Raw genomic sequence first — 15,163 nt, forward strand, 5'->3', positions numbered from 1 at the left:
AGGAGCTCAAACATCATGAACAGCACAACCGCCGAAATCGCCTCTGTCAGCCAGGAAAACATCAACGCCGCTGTCTGGGCCGCCTGCGACACCTTCCGCGGCACCGTGGACCCGAGCATCTACAAGGACTTCGTCCTGACCATGCTGTTCCTCAAGTACGTATCGGATGTCTGGCAAGACCACTACGACGCCTACAAGAAGCAGTACGGTGACCACCCCGAGTTGATCGAGGAAATGCTCAAGAACGAGCGTTTCGTGCTGCCCGCCAGTGCCAGCTTCTATGCCCTGCACACCCTGCGGCACAGCCCTGGCAACGGTGAGCGCATCGACAAGGCGCTGCACGCCATCGAAGAAGCCAACATCACCAAGCTGCGCGATGTGTTCCAGGACATCAGCTTCAATTCGAACAAGCTGGGCGACGAGCAGCAGAAGAACGACATCCTGCGCCACCTCCTGGAAGACTTTGCCAAGCCCGAGCTGGATCTGCGCCCCAGCCGTGTCGGCCAGCTCGATGTGATCGGTAACGCCTACGAATTCCTCATCAAGAACTTTGCCTCCACCAGCGGTAAAAAGGCGGGTGAGTTCTATACCCCGCCCGAAGTCTCCGCACTGATGGCGCGCCTGATGGCGCCGCAAGAGGGTGACGAAATCTGTGACCCTACCTGCGGCTCCGGGTCGCTGTTGATGAAGTGCGGCCGTCTGATCCGCGAGAACACCGGCGCGCGCAAGTACGCGCTCTATGGGCAGGAAGCCATCGGCAGCACCTGGGCGCTGGCCAAGATGAACATGTTCCTGCATGGCGAGGACAACCACCGTATCGAGTGGGGCGATACCATCCGCAACCCCAAGTTGCTCGACGGTGCCGCAAGTCTCAAGCACTTCGACATTGTTGTGGCCAACCCCCCGTTCAGCCTCGAAAAGTGGGGCTTCGAAGGGGCCGACGCAGACAAGTTCAGCCGCTTCCGGCGGGGCGTGCCGCCACGTACCAAGGGCGACTACGCCTTCATCCTGCACATGATCGAGACCATGAAGCCTGGCACCGGGCGCATGGCGGTAGTCGTACCCCATGGCGTGCTGTTCCGAGGCGCTGCTGAGGGGCGCATTCGCCAGAAGATGATCGAAGAAAACCTGCTCGACGTGGTGATCGGCCTGCCGGAAAAACTGTTCTACGGCACCGGTATCCCCGCCGCTGTGCTGGTGTTCCGCAAGAACAAGGCCGACGACAGGGTGCTGTTCATCGACGCCAGCCGCGACTTCGAGGCCGGCAAGAACCAGAACCTGCTGCGCGAAGCTGACCTGCAGCGCATCCTCGATACCGCTGCCACGCGGCAGAGCGTGGACAAGTACGCCTACCTCGCCTCGCCAGCCGAAATTGCCGAGAACGACTTCAACCTCAATATCCCGCGCTATGTGGACACCTTTGAGGAGGAAGCAGAGATCGACCTGATGGCCGTGCGCAAGGAGCGCGAGCAGCTCAAAGCCGAGCTGGCCGGCCTGGAAGCTCAGATGGCCGTCTACCTGAAGGAGCTGGGCTATGAGTAAAGCGCCAAAACCCAGCAAGCCGATCAAGACGATGGCTGAACCGGTGGAGTTGACGGCATCGGCCAGTGTCGAAAGCCAAGGCGAATTTGTTCTCTACACCACAGACGACGGCCTCACCCGCGTGGAAATGCGGGCCGACAGCGGCTCGCTGTGGCTCAGCCAGGCCGAAATCGCCACGCTGTTCCAGACCACGCCGCAAAACGTTACCCAGCATGTGAAAGCCATCTACGCCGAGGGTGAGGTCGAACCCGAGGCAACTTGTAAGTCCGGCTTACAAGTTCGCCAGGAGGGTGGCCGGCTGGTTCGCCGCAACGTCCGATTCTACAGTCTCGACATCATCCTGGCCGTGGGCTACCGGGCGCGCTCGGCACGCGGCACCCAGTTCCGCCAGTGGGCCACGGCCAACCTGAGCGAGTACCTCCTCAAGGGCTTCGTGCTCGACGACGTGCGCCTGAAAAACCCGCCAGTGGGCGATTCGGTGCTACCCGACCGCTTTGGCGAGCTGCTGGAGCGCATCCGCGACATCCGCGCCAGCGAGCGCCGCATGTACCTGCGGGTACGGGAAATCTTTGCCCTGGCCGCTGATTACGCTCCCACGCTGCCCGAGACCACCGCCTTTTTCCGCATCATCCAGAACAAGCTTCACTACGCCGTGTCGGGCCAGACCGCCGCCGAGATCATCTGCACCCGCGCCGACCACACCCAGCCAAACATGGGCCTGACGTCCACTCGCACGGGCCAGGTGCAGAAGGCCGACGTGGGCGTGGCCAAGAACTACCTGACCGAGCAGGAGATCACCGAGCTGAATCGCATCGTGACCATGTGGCTGGACTTTGCCGAAGACCAGGCCACACGCCGCAAGGAAGTTTTCCTGAAGGACTGGACCGAAAAGCTCGACGCTTTCCTGAGCTTCAATGATCGCCAGGTGCTGATGGGTGCTGGCAAGGTGTCGCACAAGCAGGCTGTGGCCCATGCACAGGGCGAGTACGAGCAGTTTGTGGCGCAGCGGCGAGCGGCGCTGGAGACGGAAGGCGAGGCTTATGCCATCCGCATGCTTGGTTCGGCATCGGCCGACGTAGATACCTTGAACGAATTGGGACAAGTCGCTAAGCGGCTGGCAAAAAAGAAGGGAGGCCGTGATGCTGCCTAAAGGATGGACGAGGTACAACTTAGGAAAGGTTGCGTCATTCAAGAACGGGTTGAATTTCACGCGCTCTGATGCCGGCGATGCAGTCAAGATAGTTGGTGTCTCTGACTTCAAAGATCGAGCGCAGTTAGAAAGCACAGATCAGCTCGAAATGATCCAGGTCGCAGGAGCACTGCGTGATGACGAATTACTGCAGGCTGGCGACCTATTGTTTGTGCGCTCAAATGGCAACAAAGAATTGATCGGTCGATGCCTCTATTTCCCCCAAGTTCAGGAGCGTCTCGCATTTTCGGGATTTACGATTCGAGGCAGAGTCAACACGGCCGTTCTTGATCCACTGTTCGCCTCCTACCTCATGCGGTCACGTTCAGTTCTCGACCAGGTTTTCCTTGGTGGGAGCGGAACAAACATTAGTAACCTTAGCCAAGAAGTTCTGTCCAATATTGCGATCCAAGCCCCTTGCCTGAGTGAACAGCGCCGCATCGCCCAGATCCTTTCGACCTGGGATCAGGCCATTGCTACTGCGGAGCGTCTGCTGGCGAATAGTCAGCGGTGCACGCGTGATCTGATGGCGTCTATGTTGTCAGGTCACCGCCGTTTTGCCGAGTTCTCGGATAAGTGGCGTTTGGTTGGTCTCGATACTGTTTTTGAGCGGGTTATGCGCAAGAACAGCACGCAGAACACCAATGTATTGACGATCTCTGCGGAGCATGGGCTCATCAGTCAACGAGACTACTTCAACAAGTCCGTCGCCAGTGCCAACCTCAGCGGATACACCTTGCTGCACCGGCATGACTTTGCCTACAACAAGAGCTACTCGGCGGGCTACCCGATGGGGGCTATCAAACCGCTGTTGGCCTATGACGCGGGTGTTGTGTCAAGCCTGTACCTGTGCTTCAAACTGCGCGACGAGGTGGACGCCGATTTCGACTTCCTCCGCCACTACTTCGAGGCAGGCCTGCTGAATCAGGAGATTGAAGGCATCGCACAAGAAGGTGCGAGAAACCACGGTTTGCTGAACGTGAGCGTGACCGACTTCTTCAAACTTCAGCTCCACATTCCTACAGCTCCAGAACAGCGGCGCATTGCCGAGGTCATCAATGTCGCCAAGGCAGAGGAGGCACGGCTGCAAGCTCAAGTGCAGGCATTGCGTCAAGAAAAATCTGCCCTCATGGCCCAGCTCCTGACCGGCAAGCGCCGCGTCAAGTTGCCGGACACCGAAACAGAGGTACAGGCATGAACAGCACGCCCAACTCCCGCGAGCAGTACAGCGCCCACTTGCCCGCGCTGCACCTGCTGTGCAATCTGGGCTGGAACTTCCTCACCACGGCGCAGGCGCTGACCCTGCGCGGCAGCACGCGCGAGGTGCTGCTCAGGCCCCGGCTGATCGAGGTGCTCCAGACCCGGCGCTACGAATACAAGGGTCAGTGGTACCCGTTGTCGCCCAGCGGCATCGACCAGATAGTGCGCGAGTTGTCGGCGCTCAGCCTGGCTGAAGGGCTGATGCCCGCCAACGAGCGGCTGTATGGCAAGCTGGCGCTGGGCATCACGGTGACGGAGTTCATGCCCGATGGCAAAAAGCATCAGCCCACCATCGCAGTGATCGACTGGGCTGACGCAAATGCCAACCGCTGGGATGTGACCGAAGAGCTGGAAGTGCTGGCAGCACAAGGCACACACCACCGCACGCCCGATGTGGTGGCGTATGTGAACGGCATCCCGCTGGTGGCGGTCGAGGCCAAGCGGCCGGAGTCGGGCGGTGGCAGCCATCCCGCCAAGGCGATGGTGACGGAGGGCATCAGCCAACATCTTCGCAATCAGCGGCCAGACGAAATTCCCAACCTGTTTGCTTATGCGCAGCTGCTGCTGTCCATCAGCCAGACCGAGGGGCGCTACGGCACCACCCACACGGCGGCCAAGTTCTGGGCCAAGTGGCGGGAAGAGGAGTTTGATGAGGCCCACCTGCAGGCGCTCAAAAATCAAGTGTTGAAGCCGGATGTGCGCGCTGCGCTGTTCGACGGCAAGCCTGCCGCGCTGGCCGCGTACTTCGACACGCTGTGGAGCGCCCCCATGCAGGCTACCGAGCAGGACCGCTTGCTTGTGAGCCTGTTGACCCCGGCACGGCTGCTCGAATTCCTGCGAGGCTATGTGCTGTTCGACCGCAAGGTGGGCAAGATCGTGGCTCGCTACCAGCAGTTTTTCGGCATCCGTGCGCTGCTGGCGCGTATCAGCCAGACGAAGTCCGAGTCGCAAGGTGGTGGTCGTGAGGGCGGCGTGGTGTGGCATACCACGGGCTCGGGCAAGAGCTTCACCATGGTGTTCCTGACCAAGTCGCTGCTGTTGGTGGATGCCTTGAAGGAATGCCGTGTGGTGGTGGTGACCGACCGCATTGACCTGGAATCCCAGCTCGCCCGCAACTTCATGACCGGTGGCGCCTTTGGCTCCAGCATCGCCACGCAGAAGGATGGCGAGAAGAGCCGCACGCTGTCTGGTCGTGACCTGGCCCAGCGCATCGGCAAAGGCACCGAGCGCATCACCTTCACGCTGGTGCACAAGTTCAACACGGCATCCAAGCTGCCGGAGTGCCGCAACGACTCGGCCGACATGATCGTGCTGGTGGATGAAGGTCACCGCAGCCATGGCGGTGAAACGCATGAGCGCATGAAAAAGGCACTGCCCAAGGCCGCCTACATCGCCTTCACCGGCACCCCGTTGCTCAAGAACGAAAAGACGGCCAACAAGTTCGGCCCCATCGTGCATGCCTACACCATGCAGCGTGCGGTGGAGGACGAAACCGTGGCCCCGCTGCTGTATGAAGAGCGTGTCCCCGAGTTGGACATCAACGAAGAGGCGGTGAACCGCTGGTTCGAGAAGATCACCAGCAACCTCAGCGATTCCCAGCGCACCGATCTGAAAAAGAAGTTCGCCAAGAAGGGCGCCATCTACGGTGCAGCCAACCGCATTGAGTTGATTGCCTGGGACATCGCCACCCACTTCAACGAGAACATCAAAACGCTGGGTCTCGGCCTGAAGGGACAGGTTGCCACCGACAGCAAGCTCGACGCCATCCGCTACAAGAAGGCGCTGGACGACACCGGCTTGGTGACCAGTGCGGTGGTGATCTCGGCCCCGGATACACGTGAAGGCAATTCCGATGTGGACGAGGACACGCTGCCCGAGGTGCAAAAGTGGTGGAAGCAAGCCATGGCCACCTGCGGCAATGATGCCGAGATCTATGAGAAGCAGGTGGTCAGTGACTTTGGTGCGGACGGTGCCCCTGACTTGCTGATCGTTGTAGATAAGCTGCTGACGGGCTTTGATGAGCCCCGCAACACGGTGCTGTACATCGATAAGCCCCTGAAAGGACACAACCTGATTCAGGCCGTGGCCCGCGTCAACCGCCTGCATGACGCCAAGCGTTACGGCGTACTGGTGGACTATCGAGGGATCTTGAAGGAACTCGACACTGCCATCCGCTCCTACCAAGACTTGGAAGCTCGCACGCAAGGCGGCTTTGATGTCAGCGATCTGGAGGGCTTGTACCGACAGTTCAGCACGGAGTACAAACGTCTGCCTGCTTTGCACGATGCGCTCTGGTCGTTCTTCAGGTCAGTAACCAACAAGCTCGACAGCGAGCAGTACCGGCAGGTGCTTGCACCGAGATTTTTGATGGGTAGCGACGGCGAGGAGTATGACGAGCGGCAGAAGCTGCGAGACGACTTCTACGAGGCACTGACCGCGTTTGGCCTATGCTTGCAGGCGGCACTTTCATCACGCAGCTTCTTCGAGGACAAGAGCTTTTCTGAAGCGCAAATCGCCCGGTACAAGGCTGATCTCCGCTTCTTCACCGAGCTGTGCCAGACCGCCCGTCGTGATGCGATGGAGACGGTGAACTACAGCGTCTATGAAGAGCAGATCCGTAAGCTGGTGGACAAACAGGTCATCGGAACGGAAGTGCGAGACCCTGATGGCGTCTATCTAGTGCACCAATTGGGGCAGGCGGAAGATCCGAAGGACTGGTCGGAAGAGAAAACGCGCAACGAGGCGGACATGATCCGTACCCGGCTGCGTAAAACCATTGAGCAGGAGCTGGCGGCCGACCCCTATGCACAGAAAGTGTTTGGCGAGCTTCTGCGTCAGGCCATCGCTGAAGCGGAGGCGATGTTCGATCATCCGCTGAAACAATACGCACTGTTTAAATCCTTCGAACAACAGCTTGAGTCTCGCGCAACGCCGGGCTTGCCCGATGTACTGTCGGAAAATCCAAACGCCAAGGCCTACTTTGGCGCAATGCGTCTCGTGCTGGGGGACGAGACCTTTGCAGGGGTGAGTGGGGATTTGAAGGACAAGCTGGTGCAGCAAGCGATTGCCATGGACGCCATGGTGCGCGACTCAGTGGCAGAGAACTCACTCAACCCACAGAACATTGAGGCTGCCATTCGCAAGGGTCTGCTGCCCCTGTTGTTTGGTACGCTGGGCTTGGACAACGCCAAGCTGGTGGTCGAGCAAGTGATCCAGATCACGCGTATCGGTTTGATCAGGTCTTGAGCATGCCGATGTGTGAACAACTATCCCAGCACCGCATCGCTTATGGCGATGAAGTCATTGCGTTTCATCTGCGCCGTCAGCCATCACGGTCAGTGACGCGCGTCGCCATTCATGTGGAGCCGGACGCACGCGTGCTGGTGGATGCCCCCGATACGGCACCATTGGCAGAGGTTCTGGCTGCGGTGAAAAAACGTGCGCGTTGGATCAGCCAGCATGTCAGTGCTGCCAAGGTGCGATTGGCCCATGCGCTGCCTAGAGAGTACGTGAGTGGTGAATCACTGCGCTACCTGGGCCGGCGTTATCGCCTGAAGGTTGTTATCGACGCAGGCTCAAAGACCCATGCCAGGATGCGGGGTGCTTTCATCGCCGTGACAGTACCAGAGCAAGCACCAGCCACGATCAAAAAAGCGTTGGATGCCTGGTATCGCCAACGAGCGCGGGAGGTGTTTGCTGACCGGCTTGCGGTAGTTTCAGCTCCCCTCCGGTGGGTCAAGCAGCTTCCACCAACACGCCTGCAGTTCATGAATGTGCAATGGGGTAGTTGCTCCCCCTTGGGCCGTATCACACTTAACCCGTTGCTGGTGAAAGCTACACGTGAGTGCATCGACTATGTGCTGCTTCACGAGTTGTGTCACCTCCTTCACCACAATCACAGTCCAAAGTTCTACAGGACACTTGATCGACACATGCTGAGCTGGAGAGCTGTCAAGGAGAGGCTCGACGACATGGCTGAGGAAGTATTTCGAACCTAGTGTGACGGTAACTGGGGCTTCATCTACTTAAAGTGGATTCAAACCCATATCACCCAATTGATGCTGGCGGGTGCTGGCGGGTGCTGGCGGGTGCTGGCGGGTGCTGGCGTCGCGTGTGGATGCTCCGCAATGAAGCATCTTCCTTGAGTATGGCTGTATGAAAGAAAGATCCAATTGCCTCTACGGTGTTTTGGTTGTCGCAGCATCCATAACCGCTGCGGCCGCTCGGTGCGTGCTGTCTTCGGGCAGTGAATACATCGAACCCCTTGATTGATACTGCATTGACATACGCACAAGGCCCGGCATCGTCCGGGACTTGTGCGTTTGTGCGCAAAGAAGCGAGGAAATTACGATGCATTTGGTTGAAACAATGGCCTATGCGGGCGCCAAGCCTTGGTATGGTCTGGGCAATAGTCTTGAACAACACCAGCGGGTGGTGTGCAACACACCCTGCAGATCGCTCTGGGAGACAGCAGCGGAGCCATCTCGAAGCAGCTTGCGTGCCACGCGACGCATCGACGCATCAGGCGTCAGCCATCGCCAGATCAAGGCATCTGCCGCGATCAGGTTCAATCAAAACGAATGATACGGATCAACCCTCGTGTTGCCGATCCGTCTCCGAGGGCGGCCACCGTGCCACAGCGGAACACCTCTTTCGCAACGTCATGGTTGACGAATGAGATCGTGCAGTGTGCCCGCGTGCCAGGCGCGATACGGGTGATGGCGCGATCATTCAGCACGAAGCTGTACCACATGAGTTCAGGGTTTATCGAAAGCGCCATGGGGCGCGCGGTGGAGGCGATCATCTCGGCAACAGCGCCACCGCGTGAATCCACTTCGTCCAGCCGCAGCTCAACGAGAACAGGTTTCAGGTTTGGATAGGGTGTGCTCATGCCAGCAGCGGTTCCGCCTGATTCGATAGCCGGGGTAGCGATGCGTTGAATCTGTGCGTTGGGAATCCACCGTTCTGCATTATTGGGTCCCCCGCACCTGCAACGCCACATACTCCGCCAGCCCCCGGCAGGCCAGCATCAGCCCCTCACGCGCACCGTCGCCGATATCGTCCTTCTCATCCCCATCCACGCGCACGCGCTCGTTGGCGTGGTACAGCTCCAGCAGCGACACCAGGCCCACGGCGGCGCGGTCCCTGCGGGCGGCGGCCACGGCGTGGCCGGGCGTGCTGGATGGCCCCTGCCACGGCTGTCCGTCGGCGGCATCTCCGGCCTGGATGCGGCGCAGGCAGACGGGCAGGTTGATGGGCGCGGGCGCATCGTTGGCGGCGGCAAAGGCGGCTTCCAACGGCTGCGCCAGTTCGAGCGGCAGATGCAGGGCGGCGTCGCCCAGCGTAGCGGTCAGATAGGGGTAGAGCGTCTTGGACATGCGGGCATCCTCGTCAGGCACAGAGGCGCCGCCACGATAGGGTGGCGGGCGATGCGTGGCTTCCAAGACCGGAGATCGATGAGCCGGCGGGCACAGGGCCCCCACGCACCGCCCGCCGTAGACCGGCGAACGGATTGCCAGCCGGCGCCGCTCCTGGGAGGACGACGCCGGCTGGCAAGCGTATACAGCTTCAATCAAACGGGCTTGGAAGACCCGGCCACCTCTGCAGGTGGCGATTCATCATGCGCAGGCGAAATCCCCGTCTGCCAGTCGATTGTTTCGATGGCATCGGGTGATCTGAAAGGAAAAATGAATTATCGCGATTGGCCTGTTCCCGCCGCTGCGATGCCGAAAGCGACATATCGCGCAGTGCGATCATCCGCTGGAGATCGGTAGGTCTCAGCGCGGTTGCGAGGCATGGCAAGGCCTACCAAGTGAAGCTGGCTTAACAGCCCAGGTAGAGCGTCACGGCCGCCATAGCAAACACAACCCCCAAAACGCGCGCCCGGATATTGATTCTCCTCACACACCGCTCCCGACTTCTCACCGCATACTTCGGGCACATAGCTTTCGGGACCCGCCCATGCGTCGCCACGCCCTGCCGCTCACCGTCGCACTGTTGTACACCGCGTTCGCAGCCCCGGCCATGGCTGCGGTGCCGTTCTTCAACGCCAGCTGCCCTGGCGGCATCGATGTGCATGCCGATGAGGGCGGGCCGGTCTACGTGCAGGGCCGCGAGGCGGCACTGAAACGCTTCAACGACCGCTATTTCGAAGCGCGCGATGCCAACAGCGGCATCACCCTGTCGATCAGCCGCAACGATGACGGCACGCCGCAGGTCAGCTACACCGGCCGAGGCGGCGCCAATGGCATCTGCCAGGTCAGTGCCGGCAGGACGCCCGCACCGGCAGCACAGGGCGATGCGCCTCGCGACGCTGCCACCGGCGACGCCGCGCTACCGCGCGAAGTCACCTGCGAATCCACCGGCCAGCAGCAGGTGTCGTGCGATCTGAATACCCGTGGCAACGTCGAAATCGTGCGCCAGCTCAGCCGCACCCGCTGCGAGGAAGGCAAGAACTGGGGCCTGTCGCGGCACTCGGTGTGGGTCAACGGTGGCTGCCGCGCGGTGTTCCGCAATGTGTCCTCGGTGTCCACCCCCGCGCCGGCAGACGATACCGCACTGGGCGCCTGCAACATGCGCAAGGGCGCGCAGGGTGCGCTGGTTACCCAGATGCCGGTGGGCAGCGATTACCAGGAGCTGATCATTGATTATCCGGATGGCCGCTTCCTGTGCATGATGCGCAACAACGGCCAGGTGCAGAGCGTGACGCCGGTTCGCCGCCGCGGACGCTGAGCGCGGGGTGTAGACCCGGCGTCAGCCGCCGGACCTGTACAGCAGCACCCACGCCAGGATCAGGGCGAACGTTCCAACGACGGTCACGCCGAACCACAGCGCGGCCACCTTCACGTTGCCGATCAACGCCGCCAGCATACGGTGCAGTTCGCTTTTCAGAATCGGGTATTCAGCGTGCGCCTTGCGCAGACGCTGCCAGCCCAACCCGAGGAACAGCAGAAACGAAAATGGTGTCAGCAGCAGCGTCGCCTGCATCAGCCAGCCGTTCGGCGACGCATCGATCGAGTTGCTTAGAAAAACCGCAAAAGCGGCAAAGGGCAGCGCTCCGATGAAAAAGCGTGGCCAGGCGGTATTGATGAAGGGCGACATCGCAATCTTCCATGAAAGGTGGTCGGGACCGCGCCGCATCATGCCATGCAATGGCCCTGCTGCACCGCCGCGAGTGGTGTCACACAGCTCTGGCTAGACTGTGCTTCTTTTTCCCCCGCAGGAGGCACCCATGGCCCATCCAATTTCCGTATCCCTGATTGGCGTTCCCACCGATGTGGGTGCGGGCCATCGCGGTGCCCGGCTGGGGCCGGAGGCGCTGCGCGTGGCGGGCCTGCCGGAGGCGCTGGAAGCGCGTGGCGTGGACGTGCGCGACCTGGGCAACCTGGATGGCCCGCGCAACCCGTGGACCGCGCCGGTGGAAGGCTATCGCCACCTGGATGAAGTGGTGGCGTGGAACCACGCGCTGATGGAAGCCAGCTACGCCGAACTGCAGGCCGGCCGCATGCCGATCATGCTCGGTGGCGACCACTGCCTGGGCATCGGTTCGATCACTGCCGTGGCACGCTGGTGCCGCGAGCAGGGCAAGACCCTGCGCGTGCTGTGGCTGGATGCGCATTCGGACTTCAACACCAGCGACGTGACCCCGTCGGGCAACATCCACGGCATGCCGGTGGCCTGCCTGTGCGGCCTTGGCCCGGATGCGCTGACCCGACTCGGTGGTACCGCACCGGCGATCACCCCGGCGCAGATGCACCAGATCGGCATCCGCTCGGTGGACCCGGAAGAGAAGCGCCTGATCAAGACCCACAAGGTGGATGTCTATGACATGCGCTACATCGACGAGAACGGCATGAAGCGCGCGGTGGAAGCGGCGCTGGCCGGCATTGACGAGAACACCCATCTGCATGTCAGCTTCGACGTTGATTTCCTCGACCCGAGCATCGCGCCGGGCGTGGGCACCACGGTGCCGGGTGGCGTGAACTACCGCGAAGCGCAGCTGGTGATGGAGATGATCGCCGACACCGGTCGCATGGGCTCGCTGGACATCGTCGAGCTCAACCCCTTGCTGGACAAGCAGAACGCCACCGCCGAGCTGGCCGTGGACCTGGTCGAAAGCCTGTTCGGCAAGTCCACCCTGATGCGCGACTGAGCTCTCCGCCTGAACGGATCTGTGATCCGTTCACACCCGCTCCACGCCCCTGCCGCCAGATTGCACTTCACGCGGCGGCAGTGGCATTGGCCTCTTCCGCCGAGCGACCGAACCCCATCCGCGAATGAAGCGGTATAGCGGCGAACCCAAGGAGAAGCCCATGAAGCGCGTAGTTGCCCTGATGCTGTTGTCGATGTTCTCGGTGGCCCTGCTGGCCGGTTGCAACACCGTTGCCGGTGCCGGCAAGGACGTGCAGAAGGCTGGCGAAAAGGTTGAGGATGCCGCCAAGGGCCGTTGAGCCTGACGTGGAACAGAAAGCGAAAAAGGCCGGGGATTTCCCCGGCCTTTTTTTGTTGCGCGTTTTCTGCAGCGCACGTGTCGAAGCGTAGTGAACCATTCAAGCAGGTGAGCATTGTTTTCATGGTCGGTTGACCGGTACTCAACAGCGGCTGCGCGAAGCTGGGACCACGGTAAGAATGCCGTTGCAGCCAAGGATTCCCAGCAATGAACAAAGACATCATTTCCGGCAAGTGGTCGCAGCTGAAGGGCAAGGCCCAGGCCAAGTGGGGCGATCTGACCAACGACGATTTCGATGTGGCCGAGGGCAATGCCGAGTATCTGGCCGGTCGCCTGCAGGAACGTTATGGCTGGGCCAAGGACCGCGCCGAGAAGGAAGTGCGCGAGTTCCAGGACAGCGTGAGCAAGGACTACCCGGACTACAAGTAAGTACCACGGTTTCCCCCACAGCACGACGCCCGCAACCTTACGGTGCGGGCGTCGTGCTGTCTGCGGTCAACGCGCCGGCGGGTCCGGCACGTAGCGGTTCGGGAATGCCTGCGGTTCGCGCGGCAGGCGCGACGGCGGTGTATCGACCAGGATGCCGCGCGCGCGCAGGTTGCGGGCGCTGTCGTAGCGCAGCTGCAGCACCTGGGCAGGACTGCGGCTGGCGCGCTCGAAGTCGGTATCGCGTACCGAGGACTGTTCGCGTGCGCCGTGGCCGGTGCCCAGCGCAGGGGCCTGCGACTTGCTGGCATAGCCCTCGATGCGGCTGGCACTGGCATCGGCGGCAGCCTCGGCCTGCGCGGCCGGTGCCGGCAGCGGCACGCCACGGCGCAGGATCGGCTCCGGACGCCAGCGACGTGCCTCCTCGAACACCGCAACACCGACCACGCCGATGTTGTCCGGGCGGCCGGTGCGGCTGGCATAGCTGCCGCTGGGGCTGCTGAACACGAACTGCGCCACTTCGTCCTGGCTCTTGCGCCAGCCGGTGATGTCGGCGCGCTGGCCGGGGTTGAGCACGTAGCCGGTCTGCGAGGGATCGGCATCCTCGCCGGAGATGGCGTTGACGCCGTCCACCGACAGCACCACCAGCACCCGGCGCGGGCTGTCGTTGTACAGGCGCACGGCGTAGCGGTGGCCGCGCTCGCCGGCTACCCAGCGCTGGCCTTCGGCGGGGTAGCTGCGCAGTTCGGTGCCACGGTCGCGGTCGACCAGGGCCATGCGCACGGGGCCGCCCGTGTACACCGGCGGCGGGGGTGGGGCCGGGCGGAAACCAGCCAGGGGCAGGATCAGCAGCAGGGGCAGCAGGCGTTTCATCGGGCGTCTCCAGCGGGGTTGGGTGAATGAACGCGCCGCCGGCCCTGACGGGGTTGACCGTTGGCACGGTAAACTGGCCCCGTTCATCGAAGGTTTCCCCACGCAGTCATGACGACCCGAGTCCTTACCGGCATCACCCCCTCCGGCACGCCCCACCTGGGCAACTACGTTGGCGCCATCCGTCCGGCCATCGCGGCCAGCCGCGCCCCGGGGATCGAGAGTTTCTTCTTCCTGGCCGACCTGCACAGCCTGATCAAGTCGCAGGACCCGCAGCGCACCCAGCGCGCGACCCTGGAGATCGCGGCCAGCTGGCTGGCCTGCGGCCTGGACCCGGAACACGTGTGGTTCTACCGCCAGAGCGACATCCGCGAGACCACCGAGCTGATGTGGTTCCTCACCGCCATCGCCAGCAAGGGCATCCTCAACCGCGCCCACGCCTACAAGGCGGCGGTGGACAAGAACCGCGAGGAAGGCGTGGACGAGGACGCGGGCGTCAGCGCCGGTCTGTTCATGTACCCGGTGCTGATGGCTGCCGACATCCTGATCTTCAAGGCCAACCAGGTGCCGGTGGGCCGCGACCAGATCCAGCACATCGAGATGGCGCGTGACTTCGCCCAGCGCTTCAACCACGTGTACGGCAAGGAGTATTTCCCGCTGCCGGACGTGGTGATCGACGAGCAGGTGGCGACGCTGGCCGGCCTGGATGGCCGCAAGATGAGCAAGAGCTACCACAACACCATTCCGCTGTTCGTGCCGCGCGAGGAGCTGAAGAAGCTGGTGTTCTCGATCCTGACCGACTCGCGCGCACCGGGCGAGCCGAAGGACACCGAGGGCTCGGCGCTGTTCCAGATGTACCAGGCCTTCGCCACCCCGGAACAGACCGCCGAGTTCGCCAAGGCGTTCGCCGCCGGCATCAGCTGGGGCGATGCCAAGCAGCAGCTGTTCGAGCGCATCGACAGCGAGTTGTCGCCGCTGCGCGAGCGCTACAACGCGCTGATGGCCGAACCGGAAAAGATTGAAGCGCTGCTCAAGCGCCGTGGCCAGCAGCTGCGCGAGCAGCTGGCGGCCCCGTTGCTGGATGAACTGCGCCATGCCGTGGGCCTGCGCGACCTGTCCACTGCCGGCGACATCGCCAGCGAGGACGCCGGCGTGGCCCGCGTGGCACCGCCGCTGTTCAAGCAGTACCGCGAGAAGGATGGTCGCTTCTACTTCAAGCTGACCGCCGGTGATGGCACGCTGCTGATCCAGAGCGAAGGCTTCGATTCGCCGCGCGATGCCGGCCAGCTGATCGCGGTGATCAAGCAGGCCGAGCAGGGCGACCAGCTGCAGAGCGAGCTGTTCAAGCTGGAGGCCGAAGTGGACGCGGTGCTGGCTGCGCTGGCGGCGCTGCGCGAAGCGTAAGGGGTAGTGCCGGCCGCTGGCCG

Annotated in this window: 15 protein-coding genes; 11 read left to right on the forward strand and 4 right to left on the reverse strand. The window is 62.0% G+C overall.

Going from position 1 to position 15,163, the window contains the following annotated elements; translation table 11 throughout:
* Positions 1-15 precede the first annotated feature (15 nt).
* The 6 genes from AC5P88_RS11055 to AC5P88_RS11080 all read left to right on the forward strand — a co-directional run bounded on the left by AC5P88_RS11055 (position 16) and on the right by AC5P88_RS11080 (position 8,575).
* Positions 16-1,542 carry a type I restriction-modification system subunit M gene (locus tag AC5P88_RS11055; protein WP_495225036.1) on the forward strand — a complete coding sequence of 509 codons (1,527 nt, stop codon included), beginning with the start codon at positions 16-18 and terminating at the stop codon, positions 1,540-1,542.
* Complete coding sequence (locus tag AC5P88_RS11060; protein ID WP_495225037.1) at positions 1,535-2,692, forward strand: virulence RhuM family protein; 1,158 nt, start codon at positions 1,535-1,537, stop codon at positions 2,690-2,692. Before AC5P88_RS11055 ends, AC5P88_RS11060 begins: the two co-directional genes overlap by 8 nt.
* A complete protein-coding gene (locus tag AC5P88_RS11065) occupies positions 2,682-3,929 on the forward strand; it encodes a restriction endonuclease subunit S (protein WP_495225069.1) in 1,248 nt (415 codons plus the stop codon). The genes AC5P88_RS11060 and AC5P88_RS11065 overlap by 11 nt, the downstream gene beginning before the upstream one ends.
* Entirely contained in the window at positions 3,926-7,237 is a 3,312-nt protein-coding gene (locus AC5P88_RS11070) for a type I restriction endonuclease subunit R (protein ID WP_495225038.1), read from the forward strand. The genes AC5P88_RS11065 and AC5P88_RS11070 overlap by 4 nt, the downstream gene beginning before the upstream one ends.
* A gap of 2 nt (positions 7,238-7,239) precedes the next feature.
* Positions 7,240-7,989 (forward strand): M48 family metallopeptidase, encoded by a 750-nt coding sequence (locus AC5P88_RS11075; protein WP_495225039.1) that lies wholly within the window; start codon positions 7,240-7,242, stop codon positions 7,987-7,989.
* A 352-nt stretch (positions 7,990-8,341) separates the two neighbouring features.
* On the forward strand, positions 8,342-8,575 hold the full coding sequence (locus AC5P88_RS11080) for a hypothetical protein (protein ID WP_495225040.1): 234 nt from the start codon (positions 8,342-8,344) through the stop codon (positions 8,573-8,575).
* Here the strand turns inward: AC5P88_RS11080 and AC5P88_RS11085 are convergent.
* Complete coding sequence (locus AC5P88_RS11085; RefSeq protein WP_495225041.1) at positions 8,559-8,882, reverse strand: hypothetical protein; 324 nt, start codon at positions 8,880-8,882, stop codon at positions 8,559-8,561. The two genes, AC5P88_RS11080 and AC5P88_RS11085, sit on opposite strands and share 17 nt — an antisense overlap.
* Before the next feature lie 79 nt (positions 8,883-8,961).
* Entirely contained in the window at positions 8,962-9,369 is a 408-nt protein-coding gene (locus tag AC5P88_RS11090) for a hypothetical protein (RefSeq protein ID WP_495225042.1), read from the reverse strand.
* 583 nt (positions 9,370-9,952) lie between these two features.
* On the opposite strand from AC5P88_RS11090, the gene AC5P88_RS11095 reads away from it, so the two are divergent.
* Positions 9,953-10,723, forward strand: coding sequence for a DUF3011 domain-containing protein (locus AC5P88_RS11095; protein WP_495225043.1), 771 nt, complete (start codon positions 9,953-9,955; stop codon positions 10,721-10,723).
* Between the two features lie 21 nt (positions 10,724-10,744).
* On the opposite strand, the gene AC5P88_RS11100 is transcribed toward AC5P88_RS11095, so the two are convergent.
* Complete coding sequence (locus AC5P88_RS11100) at positions 10,745-11,092, reverse strand: hypothetical protein (RefSeq protein WP_106549898.1); 348 nt, start codon at positions 11,090-11,092, stop codon at positions 10,745-10,747.
* Positions 11,093-11,222: 130 nt separating this feature from the next.
* Between AC5P88_RS11100 and rocF the strand changes: the two genes are divergently transcribed.
* The 3 genes from rocF (at position 11,223) to AC5P88_RS11115 (ending at position 12,869) form a co-directional block, all read left to right on the forward strand.
* A complete protein-coding gene (rocF, locus tag AC5P88_RS11105) occupies positions 11,223-12,143 on the forward strand; it encodes an arginase (RefSeq protein ID WP_106549897.1) in 921 nt (306 codons plus the stop codon).
* A gap of 160 nt (positions 12,144-12,303) precedes the next feature.
* Positions 12,304-12,441, forward strand: a complete 138-nt coding sequence (locus AC5P88_RS11110; RefSeq protein ID WP_005407710.1) for an entericidin A/B family lipoprotein — start codon at positions 12,304-12,306, stop codon at positions 12,439-12,441.
* Positions 12,442-12,647: 206 nt separating this feature from the next.
* Complete coding sequence (locus AC5P88_RS11115; RefSeq protein ID WP_004137109.1) at positions 12,648-12,869, forward strand: CsbD family protein; 222 nt, start codon at positions 12,648-12,650, stop codon at positions 12,867-12,869.
* Between the two features lie 66 nt (positions 12,870-12,935).
* On the opposite strand, the gene AC5P88_RS11120 is transcribed toward AC5P88_RS11115, so the two are convergent.
* A complete protein-coding gene (locus tag AC5P88_RS11120; RefSeq protein ID WP_106549896.1) occupies positions 12,936-13,739 on the reverse strand; it encodes a hypothetical protein in 804 nt (267 codons plus the stop codon).
* A 108-nt stretch (positions 13,740-13,847) separates the two neighbouring features.
* Between AC5P88_RS11120 and AC5P88_RS11125 the strand changes: the two genes are divergently transcribed.
* Positions 13,848-15,140 (forward strand): tryptophan--tRNA ligase, encoded by a 1,293-nt coding sequence (locus AC5P88_RS11125; protein WP_111203315.1) that lies wholly within the window; start codon positions 13,848-13,850, stop codon positions 15,138-15,140.
* The last annotated feature ends 23 nt before the right edge of the window (positions 15,141-15,163 follow it).

It is taken from the genome of Stenotrophomonas sp. YJH_SMC_8, from assembly GCF_059371315.1.

Bases quoted from the DNA above. Each gene is read 5' to 3' on its own strand.
- AC5P88_RS11070 (WP_495225038.1), top strand. From the start codon at position 3,926: ATGAACAGCACGCCCAACTCCCGCGAGCAGTACAGCGCCCACTTGCCC.
- AC5P88_RS11085 (WP_495225041.1), bottom strand. From the start codon at position 8,882: ATGAGCACACCCTATCCAAACCTGAAACCTGTTCTCGTTGAGCTGCGG.
- AC5P88_RS11120 (WP_106549896.1), bottom strand. From the start codon at position 13,739: ATGAAACGCCTGCTGCCCCTGCTGCTGATCCTGCCCCTGGCTGGTTTC.
- AC5P88_RS11055 (WP_495225036.1), top strand. From the start codon at position 16: ATGAACAGCACAACCGCCGAAATCGCCTCTGTCAGCCAGGAAAACATC.
- AC5P88_RS11125 (WP_111203315.1), top strand. From the start codon at position 13,848: ATGACGACCCGAGTCCTTACCGGCATCACCCCCTCCGGCACGCCCCAC.
- AC5P88_RS11060 (WP_495225037.1), top strand. From the start codon at position 1,535: ATGAGTAAAGCGCCAAAACCCAGCAAGCCGATCAAGACGATGGCTGAA.
- AC5P88_RS11080 (WP_495225040.1), top strand. From the start codon at position 8,342: ATGCATTTGGTTGAAACAATGGCCTATGCGGGCGCCAAGCCTTGGTAT.
- AC5P88_RS11065 (WP_495225069.1), top strand. From the start codon at position 2,682: ATGCTGCCTAAAGGATGGACGAGGTACAACTTAGGAAAGGTTGCGTCA.
- AC5P88_RS11095 (WP_495225043.1), top strand. From the start codon at position 9,953: ATGCGTCGCCACGCCCTGCCGCTCACCGTCGCACTGTTGTACACCGCG.
- AC5P88_RS11100 (WP_106549898.1), bottom strand. From the start codon at position 11,092: ATGTCGCCCTTCATCAATACCGCCTGGCCACGCTTTTTCATCGGAGCG.
- AC5P88_RS11075 (WP_495225039.1), top strand. From the start codon at position 7,240: ATGCCGATGTGTGAACAACTATCCCAGCACCGCATCGCTTATGGCGAT.
- rocF (WP_106549897.1), top strand. From the start codon at position 11,223: ATGGCCCATCCAATTTCCGTATCCCTGATTGGCGTTCCCACCGATGTG.
- AC5P88_RS11090 (WP_495225042.1), bottom strand. From the start codon at position 9,369: ATGTCCAAGACGCTCTACCCCTATCTGACCGCTACGCTGGGCGACGCC.
- AC5P88_RS11115 (WP_004137109.1), top strand. From the start codon at position 12,648: ATGAACAAAGACATCATTTCCGGCAAGTGGTCGCAGCTGAAGGGCAAG.
- AC5P88_RS11110 (WP_005407710.1), top strand. From the start codon at position 12,304: ATGAAGCGCGTAGTTGCCCTGATGCTGTTGTCGATGTTCTCGGTGGCC.